Source organism: Lactobacillus nasalidis, assembly GCF_016587775.1.
Classification (GTDB): Bacteria; Bacillota; Bacilli; order Lactobacillales; family Lactobacillaceae; genus Lactobacillus; species Lactobacillus nasalidis.
On sequence record NZ_BOCG01000638.1, the window covers coordinates 1 to 8,964 of the forward strand.

The following is an 8,964-nucleotide window of genomic DNA, read 5'->3' on the forward strand; positions in this document are numbered from 1 at the left end:
GGCTATGATGACACGGTGATCGTGACTTATACCAACGACCAGATCCTCAAGGGGGTCTCGGCGCCGGTCTTCTTTAGGGAGATCAGTGCCAAAAGAGCGGTCCAGACGATCAGCTACCATTAAATAGACAACAAAAACAGGCGTGAACGCAGCAGGGATGCAGGTTCACGCCTGTTTTAGCGTTTGTGATAGGATGGCGAAAAAACTTAACTTGTAAACAAAAGATGACTAGACTATAATTTTCATTGATTATTAATTGTTCAATATGGAGGAGGATATTTGTGTATATCAGAGAGCGACTTAAGTCGCCAAAAGTGTATATAGGGATAGTAATAGGAACAATAATTGTACTTTTTCATTTTATTTCTGACTATTCCGTAATTAAGCCACAGCTAGATGGAAACGCTGTATTTTTCACGCCGTATACACGGTGGATTGGCTATGATACTGGCGCTATGACAACTTTTTATTATACTTTGTTGCCGCTATTAGCCTGTTTAACAGCCAACCAGCTATTCTATCAAGATCTAAAAAGCGGCTTTATCAAGTATGCGGTTAAGGAACAAGGGGTTGCAAAGTACAGCTTTTCCCACTTGGGAGTCAGTTTCTTAGCAGGTTTTTTGACAGTATCTTTGCCACTACTTTTGGATTTTGTCTTGTTTTACTGCACCTTGCCTAATATGAAGCCAGATCCTGTTCTGAACATGAGCGCGGGTGTTACGTCAGATTTAACCTATCTTGCTGGTTTGTACTATTCAAATCCCTTGCTGCACGTAGCTTTCTACCTATTCTTGGCAGGACTTGCCGGGGGCTTGGCCGCTACTATTTCTTTGGCTGTAACCTGCTTTATCAGCAATTATTTTACTGATGTAGCTATGGCCTTCCTGTTGTCGTTAATTTGTAACGCCTTTTCAGCAGCAACGATGTTAGCAATTTTTTCGCCAAACCTTTTTGTCATACCAGTTTGCCCGCTTTACATCCCTTCTTTAGCGGTTGCTTTGTCAGAGCTCCTTTTAGGGACGCTTCTGTTCAGCTTGATCTATCTTTATGGGGTAAGACGCCATGTCTTTAGTTAACTACTTGCGGCAAAAGAGCGGGACTTTGCTGGCGATAAAAAGTATCTTGTTTGTGCTGATCTGGACAGGGGTTTACACAATCTTGATTCTGTCAAATGCAAAAATCGTTGAGCCTGGCACGCCTGCTTTAAGCAATGCCCGTTTGACTATCAGCAATCTTCACAACCAGCTTTATTTCCTTGCCCCTTTGCTGATAGTCAGCAGCCTGCTTTTCTTCAGCCGCCCTCAAAGCGTTGAATTTTTCTATTTAGTTTTAAAAAAACGGCTGCGGCAGTACTTGCTGATATATACCATTCTTGAAACCATCTTGCTCATCAGCAGTTTTTTGCTCAGCTTCGTGATCTCAGCTTTCGTGACGAAAGCACCACTAGCTTCACAAATCGGTTTAGAATTCTTGCTTTTACTGGCACATTATTTAGGCGTTTTTGCCTTACTCTTCTTTTTAGAGACCGCGATCTTCCTGGCTGGTAAATTGCGGGCTGGAGCGGCAATTGAAACCTTTCTTTTGCTGGATGCCTTTTGCCTGGACCGGCTGGGCTGGTCTATTTTCTTAAATCATGGTCTGGCAATCGTTCCCGGCCAAGGCTTCTTCGTGACCGCTCCGGCAGTCTACTTGGCTTATGGCCTCTTGCTTTACTACTATCTGGCCAGCCGGGCCTTCTACCAGGAGGTCAAATATGCTTAACAAGGCCTTATTAACAAGAAACTTGCAACTGTACTGGCGTAATATCAAGTACCGCTTTCTTATTGTTTATCCGGCAATGCTCTTGCTTTTGACCTTTAAAAGCTGGCAGGGGATGGCTGGGATTCGGCTCTTTTCCGGCGTTTTGCAGGTCCCAGGAGCAATCGTCTTTCCTTTTGACTGGCTCTTTATAATGCTGGCTGTCTTTTTAATCATTGGTGACAGCCCCCGGGAGCTCTTCCTAAAGGACTATCCAATCGTTAGTCGGGTTCCTACCGGCAGTTATCTGGCTACAATTTGTTTTATGAATGCAAGCTTGACGGTCATGATTTGGCTGACTTGGCAGCTTTTTGGCGGCTTGCCGCTAATCTTTTCTTTAGAGATGCTGTTGATTTTTCTGGCCTTGACTGCCTTGTACGCCAGTTTGCAGTTCTTTATCTCATCCTTGCTGGATCTGGGACTGTACGCGGCAGCATTTATAGTGGCGATTCTGGTCAACCAGCTGCCTTTTCTGTCCAGCTTGATGTATTTGCGCTACTCAGCTCACTGGGCGGACGGCTTGCTTGGTTCTTGCCTCTGCCTGTTGGCAGCCTGGATTCTCAGCCGAATGATAAAATATATCGATTTTTCTTTGGAGTAAAAAATGACGAAAATTATAGAAGTTGACCATGTCACCAAGCGCTTTAAAAACAAACTTGCTCTTGATGACATTTCCTTCAGCATTGATGCTGGCAAAATCTATGGCTTCAGAGGCCCCAACGGGTCAGGCAAGTCCGTGACCTTCAAAACTATCCTCGGCTTTATCCGGCCAAATGCCGGGACTGTCAAAGTTTTGGGCAAAAAAATCCGCCAGGACGTCATCTTTGCCCCAGACACCGGCTTTGCGATTTCTGAATACGGTCTGCTGGAAGACAAAACCGGCCTGGAAAACCTCAACTTGCTCAAAGTTCTAAACGATGACCAGACCAGCCAGGCAGAGGCAATCTTGCAGCGGGTAGGCCTGGATCCAGCCAATCCCTTGAAATTAAAAGAGTATTCTTTGGGCATGCGGCAGCGGCTTTTGATCGCCGCCGCCCTCCTAGGCGATAAGCAGATCCTCCTTTTCGATGAGCCAACCAATGCCCTCGATGAAGACGGGCAGGACTTTTTGGCCCGGCTCCTGCTGGAACTGAAGGACCAGGGCAAGACCATCCTCGTCTCCAGCCACGACAAGGACTTCCTTAACCGGGTCGCCGACCACATCTTCGTCTACAGCGAAGGCAAGATTGTCAAAGAATTGGAGCAAGAGCATGAAGTTGAAGCATAAAGGAATCTGGTTCTCTGCAATCTTGCTCTTGTGCCTGCTGGGCCTTTTTCTAAGCAAAAAGCATATCGACCAAGTCTACCAGAACTTGCAGGTCTCCCAAACTGAAGTCAGTCAGACTGCCTATAGCAAGATCAGCAAAAATCTGGCTGTCAAAAGCGGGCAGGGCAAGACTGAAGGCGGCAATTACCTGGCAACTATCTACGTTAAGGCCAAGACTGGGCAGAAGCTGTCCAGAAATGATTTCTACCTTTATCAAGGACTGAAAGAGGGAACGACCATGATCGACTCTTTAAAAATCAATGGCCAAGCAACTAGCCGCCTGCGATCCGGCGTAAACAAGGTCCAGGTCAAGGCCTTGAAAAACGGCAATGAGCAATACCTTTACCTGCTCGTCAACCCGAAAAAAGGCAAGTACGTCAAATATCATTTTGACTTGCAGAAATAAAAAATAGAATTTAGAACGACAAAACAGGCGTGAAAGCAGCAATGGTGCACTTTCACGCCTGTTTTAATATGCTTTTTTACAAGTTCGGATCCATCTGGAAGCTGAGCGGAGAATCGCCAGTCTGCTGGGTAATCAAGCTGCTGATCAGCTTGTTGTAGATATCCGTCACCGTCTTGGCCATCTTGGCATTGGCCTCATCCGCGATCGCCGTGGCCTGGCTTGGGTCGGCGTGCAGCTTCTGGTCGTATTCATAGCGGAGGTGCAGGACCTTTTCCTTGGCTTCAGTCTGAGCGTTGGCCAGTTCCTTGCCGTACTTGCCCCAGTTCCGGTCAACCAGAACCCCGGCCAACTTAAAGATCCAGTAGGCAGAGTTCGGGCTGTAGTCGACCTTGCCGTTGCCCCACATGTAAGGCACCTTGGTCCCCTGCGGGAAGAAGGGGATGTAGACGCTCTGCGCCGTAACCCCCATTGCCAGCCAGTGGTACATGTCCTCGCCTTTAAGCTGCAAGAGGTGGGATTCTTGGGTCGTCGCCACCCCAATCGGCCGGAAGCTTGCCTGGCCCGCGTTCTTCGGGTTGGTCAAGTCATATTCCGTGTCGCTGTAGTGGCTGGCCAGCACCGTCTGGGCGTCCTGGACGCTGAGCGGCCGGTCCGCCTTTTGGATAAATGGCAGGTCAAAAGACTGCGGCTCTTGCTTAACTGATGGGGTCAGCAGCTTCTGCCCGTACCAAACCCGCGGGGTGTTGTAGTGCAGGTCGCTCTCGCTTCTCGTGCCAAAAATCTCCCGCCAGTTGAACTTGGCTTCCTGTGGCCAAAGCTGGTTTTCATAAACGAATTCCTGCAGGCCGGCTGAATAAAGAAAGTTGGCCGGATCGGAAAAGTCGACTTCTTGAATGGACAGCTGGTTGGCAACTACCGTGTAGGAGTCGTCCGGGATTCTCTGGGCAACCCAGTGGTGGCCAGACCCGATCTCCAAGTACCAGGCCTCGTCTCTGTCGGCAAACAGAATCCCGTTTGATTCAGCTGCCCCGTACTTTTCCACGATCGCGCCCAAGCGCTTGACCCCTTCTTGCGCCGTCTTGACGTAAGGCAAAACGATGGTTACCATGGCTTCTTCCAAAAGGCCCTTTTCAGCGTCAAAGGGGTCGATGGCCAAAACCCGCTCGTTGGCATAGGCGCTTTCCGTAGCGCTCATGGCCACGTGATATTCATTGATTCCGTCTTCTTCAAAAAGCCCGTACTTTTTCGTCCATTCTGGAGTGGATGAATATGCAAAGGCTTCCTCCGGCAAGTCAATTGTGAACTTGTTATCATGTGATTTGAAAGTCTGGGCTCCAGTTTGCCGCTCATGGAAGGCCAGGTGCTTGGGCCAGGCTGTCCGCGAGTCCTCGTTGCGGCCAATAATCACGCTGCCGTCAAGGCTGGCCTTTTTCCCGATCAGAATCGAAGTACAGGAAGAACGTCCGTGTGTTGTCATAATTGTCCTCTTTTCTCCATTTGCTCTTGTTTAGATTTTACCTTATTTCAGCTTCGTCCGCAGGGAACTGATATGATTAGCTTAACTTTTTTCTAAAAAAACGCCCCATTTTAAATATTGTGCTAATATATTAATTAGCACGAATAAGCGTTTTTTATAAGGATAAAGAGCTCGAATCATTAGTGCGAGCTAATATAATTCGCAAAGAATGCTATTTTTGTTAGGAATCAAGTATTAAAAGTGTTGACAAATTATGATGAAATTAGGTGGAGTGAATGATGGCCAGAAGGAAAGAGATTGATCGGGAGCGAATATTGGACATCGCCTACAAGAAGGCCCTGTCCGACGGGATCGAGAACCTGACGGCCCGCAGCATCGCCCAGACGGGTCACTTCTCAACGCAGCCAATCTATCTGGAGTTCAAGAACATGAAGGGGTTGCGCCAGGAGGTCCTCAAGCGGGTTTCGTGCACCTTGCGCGATGAAATCCTGCAGAAGAAGTTTATTGGTGAGCCCCTATACGACGTTGACCTGTCCTATCTGGAATTTGCCCGCGACCACCGCAGTCTTTTTTCTACTATTTTCGTAAACGGCGAGTTCGGCGACCAGCTGATCCGCGATACCCTGATCGAACTGGGCAAGAGCAAGCTGCATGAGCAGTACCAGCGCGATTTTGACGCTGACCTGGAAAAGCGCGTGATTGCCCTCAACTGGATCATCACCAACGGCCTGGCCGTGATGCTGGTGGACGGCCTCATCGACTACAAGCAGGACGAGTTCGTCAGAATCATCAAACGGCAGCTGGAAAGCCTGTTTGACAAGCTGTAAACGATTAAAAAAATCCTGCTATCGATTTGGTCTTTCTATGCTTGTAATTTTTTCACAAGAAACCTGCTGTAATCCCTTTAATTTGGGTATAATAAAGGCAGTAATGGAAAATCTGAAAGGTGGTTTTTATGAAAGTTTTAGCTCTTAGCGGATCAAACGCAGACAAGTCTTACAATGAGCTGCTCCTTAAGTTCATTGGCAAGCACTTTGCTGACAAGTATGATTTTGAATTCGCGACCGTGAAGGGGTTGCCAATGTTTAAGGAAGGTCAGGAGGACCCAGAAGACGTGGCCAAGTTAAGCGGGCAGATTGCCGCTGCTGACCTGGTTTTGATCGGGTCTCCTGAACAACAGCACTCAGTTACCAGTGCTTTGAAGAGTGCCTTGGAATGGCTCTCAACCAACTCCCACCCGTTTAACGGCAAGCCAGTCGTTGTTGTGTCAACTTCTCCTCTGGCTCAAGGGGCAGCGCGGTCACAGACCAAGCTGAAGACGATTCTGGCTTCCCCAGGCCTGCACCCGGTTGTCTTCAACGACGACGAGTTCATGATGGGCGGCGCCGCTGACGCCTTTGACGAAAACGGCGATTTGAAGGTTTCCGGTACGGTCGACTTCCTGGATCATTTCTTTGACGAAGTCGATGCTTGGTACGCGCAGATCACGAAGTAAGTGGGGGATTCCAAATGAAATTATTAGCTATTGTCGGAACTAATGCCGATTTTTCTTTTAACCGTTTGCTTTGCCAGTTCATCGCCAAGCGCTTTGAAGACAAGGCGGAAATCGAAGTCGCTGAAATCGGCGACCTGCCAGCCTTCTACAAGGAAGGGCAGGCTGATGCCCGCGTTGCTGCCTGGCGGGAAAAGGTGGACCAGGCTGACGGCCTGATCATCGCTACTCCAGAATACGACCACGGCATTCCAGCTGCCTTGAAGAGCGCTCTGGAATGGCTGGGCAGCCACGCTGGCAGCAAGGTCATGGCCTACAAGCCAGTCTGCGTGGTTGGCGTTTCCCTGGGCGGCCAGGGTGCTTCCCGCGCCCAAGAAGATGCCCGGGAAATTCTGCTTTCACCGGACATGACTGCCAACGTTCTGCCTGGCAACGAATTGCTGATCGGCCGCGCTTACAGCAGCTTCAACAAGGACAGCGGCGAACTGGTCGATGAAGCTTCAATCGCCCAGCTCGACAAGGTGATGGCTGCCTTCTTTGCTTTCGTTGAACAAGCTAAGAAATAAAACGAAAATAACTGAAAAACAAGGCGGTGGCTTGGCGCTTCCGCCTTGTTTTGGTTTAGAATTATAGGGAGACACTGACCGAAGGAGGAGAAAAAATGGCAGAGGAGCTTTTACCCTTGAAAACAGTCCGCAACCCGCGGGACTTAGGCGGATACGCGGCTTTTGCCGGCAGGAAGATCAAGCCTGGTTTGCTGCTGCGAACCGGGACGGTCGCGGCCATCAGCGCCGAGGATGCCGACTACCTGCGCGCTCGCGGGGTGAAGACCATCATTGACCTGCGGTCTCCTCAAGAATGCTGCAAGCGGCCCGACAAGCAGCTGGCCGGGATCCGGAACGTCAACATCCCCATCAACAACCGGGACCAGACCAAGGCCGGGGCCAGCCTGGCGGAATTGGCCAGGCTCTACTCCCTGGATCCGCTGGCTGGTTTTAGGCACATGGTGGAAGGCTACCGGCTGATGGTGACTGAAAAGCACGCCCAGGCGGCTTTTGGCCGGGTGCTGGCCTGCCTGGCTGAAGCTGAAGGCGGCACGGTCTACCACTGCTCAGAAGGCAAGGACCGGACAGGCCTGGTGACCGTCTTTTTGCTGACGATTTTAGGCGTCGATCCGGAAACCATCCGCCAGGACTACCTGCTGTCAGCTCCCTATCTTAATGGCTACCGGGCTAAAAGGGACCAGGAAGCCCGCGAAAACGGCGAAAGCCTGGTGCAGCGGGCCAATCTCCGGTCTCTGGGCACTGTCAGCAACGAGTACCTGGACAGCGCCTTGATCGCCATCGACCAGGAATACGGCGGCATGGAAGCCTTTATAAGCAAGCAATTGGGCGTAACGGCCGCCCTTCAGGACCAGCTCCGGGCCAAGTATCTAGAAAAGTAAGGAACAAAAAATGGGAATCATCAAATACATTTCAACCGATCAAGTCATGGCCCAGCACAAGGCCATGGGCACCCACATCAGCCTGCAGATCTACGGGGCCCGGGAAGACCCCGAAGGGATCCTGAAGCAGACCACTGCCTTGATCGACCACTTTGAAGACCTGCTGACGGTCAACCGCAAGCCGGACGACCCCCGCTACGGGCTCTCAGAAGTTACCCGGGTCAACGACCAGGCGGGCAAGGGCCCGGTTCAGGTCTCCAGCAGCGTCTACGGCCTGATCAAGCTGGCCGTCAAGACCAGCCGGGAAAACTTCGGCTTCAACGCCCTGATCGGCCCGGTCGTCAAGCTCTGGTCCATCGGCTTCAAAGACGCCCGCGTGCCAAGCGATGAAGAAATCAAGGAAAAGATGAAGCTGATCGACCCTTGGCAGGTTGAATTAAATGACGACGACCACACGGTCTTTTTGAAGCAGGAAGGCATGGAGCTTGACCTGGGCGGGATCGCCAAGGGCTGGACGGCCGACCGGATCCGCGACCTCTGGCGGGCCTACGGGGTCGAAGCCGGCATCATCAACTTGGGCGGCAACGTCCTCTTCGTCAACCCGTGTCCCAAGCGGGCCAGCGGCATGTGGACCGTGGGCGTCCAGGACCCCTTGAAGCCGCGCGGGGAAAACATCACGGCCGTGATGATCCCGGAATGCTCCGTGGTCACCAGCGGGACCTACGAGCGCTTTTTGGAAGTGGACGGGCACAAGTACCACCACTTGATCGACTCGCGGACCGGCTACCCGGTGGAAACCGACCTGGCCGGGGTGACGACCTTCACCAAGAATTCCGTCGACGCCGAGATCGAATGCAAGCGCTGCTTCTTCGCCGGCCAGCCGATTGCCGGCTGGGTCAACCGCCGGCGCCTGGGTGCCGTCTACGTCTACAACGACGAGCGCGTGGAAAAAGTCGGCCTGAACTATTAGGCAAAACAAAAGCAGCCTCACCAGTTGGTGAAGCTGCTTTTTTACTAGGCCGTGGTCCGGCTGACGCTGAAG

The 8,964-nt window shown here is 51.0% G+C and carries 11 protein-coding genes; 10 read left to right on the forward strand and 1 reads right to left on the reverse strand.

Annotated features, from left to right (window positions below; translation table 11 throughout):
* Positions 1 to 281 precede the first annotated feature (281 nt).
* The 5 genes from lacNas_RS11975 (at position 282) to lacNas_RS11995 (ending at position 3,509) form a co-directional block, all read left to right on the forward strand.
* Positions 282 to 1,076 carry a hypothetical protein gene (locus lacNas_RS11975; RefSeq protein WP_201331121.1) on the forward strand — a complete coding sequence of 265 codons (795 nt, stop codon included), beginning with the start codon at positions 282 to 284 and terminating at the stop codon, positions 1,074 to 1,076.
* A 394-nt stretch (positions 1,077 to 1,470) separates the two neighbouring features.
* Complete coding sequence (locus lacNas_RS14355) at positions 1,471 to 1,761, forward strand: hypothetical protein (protein ID WP_244661469.1); 291 nt, start codon at positions 1,471 to 1,473, stop codon at positions 1,759 to 1,761.
* A complete protein-coding gene (locus lacNas_RS11985) occupies positions 1,754 to 2,398 on the forward strand; it encodes a hypothetical protein (protein WP_201331123.1) in 645 nt (214 codons plus the stop codon). Before lacNas_RS14355 ends, lacNas_RS11985 begins: the two co-directional genes overlap by 8 nt.
* Positions 2,399 to 2,401: 3 nt before the next feature.
* Positions 2,402 to 3,064 (forward strand): ABC transporter ATP-binding protein, encoded by a 663-nt coding sequence (locus lacNas_RS11990; RefSeq protein WP_201331124.1) that lies wholly within the window; start codon positions 2,402 to 2,404, stop codon positions 3,062 to 3,064.
* Positions 3,048 to 3,509 (forward strand): hypothetical protein, encoded by a 462-nt coding sequence (locus tag lacNas_RS11995; RefSeq protein ID WP_244660695.1) that lies wholly within the window; start codon positions 3,048 to 3,050, stop codon positions 3,507 to 3,509. The genes lacNas_RS11990 and lacNas_RS11995 overlap by 17 nt, the downstream gene beginning before the upstream one ends.
* 76 nt (positions 3,510 to 3,585) lie before the next feature.
* On the opposite strand, the gene lacNas_RS12000 is transcribed toward lacNas_RS11995, so the two are convergent.
* Complete coding sequence (locus lacNas_RS12000) at positions 3,586 to 4,986, reverse strand: C69 family dipeptidase (protein WP_201331125.1); 1,401 nt, start codon at positions 4,984 to 4,986, stop codon at positions 3,586 to 3,588.
* 275 nt (positions 4,987 to 5,261) lie between these two features.
* Here lacNas_RS12000 and lacNas_RS12005 point away from each other — a divergent pair, with 275 nt between their 5' ends.
* The 5 genes from lacNas_RS12005 (at position 5,262) to lacNas_RS12025 (ending at position 8,892) form a co-directional block, all read left to right on the forward strand.
* A complete protein-coding gene (locus tag lacNas_RS12005; protein ID WP_201331126.1) occupies positions 5,262 to 5,813 on the forward strand; it encodes a TetR/AcrR family transcriptional regulator in 552 nt (183 codons plus the stop codon).
* 128 nt (positions 5,814 to 5,941) lie between these two features.
* On the forward strand, positions 5,942 to 6,481 hold the full coding sequence (locus tag lacNas_RS12010; protein WP_201336304.1) for an NAD(P)H-dependent oxidoreductase: 540 nt from the start codon (positions 5,942 to 5,944) through the stop codon (positions 6,479 to 6,481).
* A gap of 14 nt (positions 6,482 to 6,495) precedes the next feature.
* On the forward strand, positions 6,496 to 7,044 hold the full coding sequence (locus tag lacNas_RS12015) for an NADPH-dependent FMN reductase (protein WP_201330415.1): 549 nt from the start codon (positions 6,496 to 6,498) through the stop codon (positions 7,042 to 7,044).
* Between the two features lie 95 nt (positions 7,045 to 7,139).
* Entirely contained in the window at positions 7,140 to 7,922 is a 783-nt protein-coding gene (locus tag lacNas_RS12020; RefSeq protein ID WP_201330414.1) for a tyrosine-protein phosphatase, read from the forward strand.
* A 10-nt stretch (positions 7,923 to 7,932) separates the two neighbouring features.
* On the forward strand, positions 7,933 to 8,892 hold the full coding sequence (locus lacNas_RS12025; RefSeq protein ID WP_201330413.1) for an FAD:protein FMN transferase: 960 nt from the start codon (positions 7,933 to 7,935) through the stop codon (positions 8,890 to 8,892).
* The last annotated feature ends 72 nt before the right edge of the window (positions 8,893 to 8,964 follow it).

Excerpts from the sequence above, each read along its gene's own strand:
- lacNas_RS11985 (WP_201331123.1), top strand. The coding sequence starts at position 1,754 with ATGCTTAACAAGGCCTTATTAACAAGAAACTTGCAACTGTACTGGCGT.
- lacNas_RS11990 (WP_201331124.1), top strand. The coding sequence starts at position 2,402 with ATGACGAAAATTATAGAAGTTGACCATGTCACCAAGCGCTTTAAAAAC.
- lacNas_RS11995 (WP_244660695.1), top strand. The coding sequence starts at position 3,048 with ATGAAGTTGAAGCATAAAGGAATCTGGTTCTCTGCAATCTTGCTCTTG.
- lacNas_RS12000 (WP_201331125.1), bottom strand. The coding sequence starts at position 4,986 with ATGACAACACACGGACGTTCTTCCTGTACTTCGATTCTGATCGGGAAA.
- lacNas_RS12005 (WP_201331126.1), top strand. The coding sequence starts at position 5,262 with ATGATGGCCAGAAGGAAAGAGATTGATCGGGAGCGAATATTGGACATC.
- lacNas_RS12010 (WP_201336304.1), top strand. The coding sequence starts at position 5,942 with ATGAAAGTTTTAGCTCTTAGCGGATCAAACGCAGACAAGTCTTACAAT.
- lacNas_RS12015 (WP_201330415.1), top strand. The coding sequence starts at position 6,496 with ATGAAATTATTAGCTATTGTCGGAACTAATGCCGATTTTTCTTTTAAC.
- lacNas_RS12020 (WP_201330414.1), top strand. The coding sequence starts at position 7,140 with ATGGCAGAGGAGCTTTTACCCTTGAAAACAGTCCGCAACCCGCGGGAC.
- lacNas_RS12025 (WP_201330413.1), top strand. The coding sequence starts at position 7,933 with ATGGGAATCATCAAATACATTTCAACCGATCAAGTCATGGCCCAGCAC.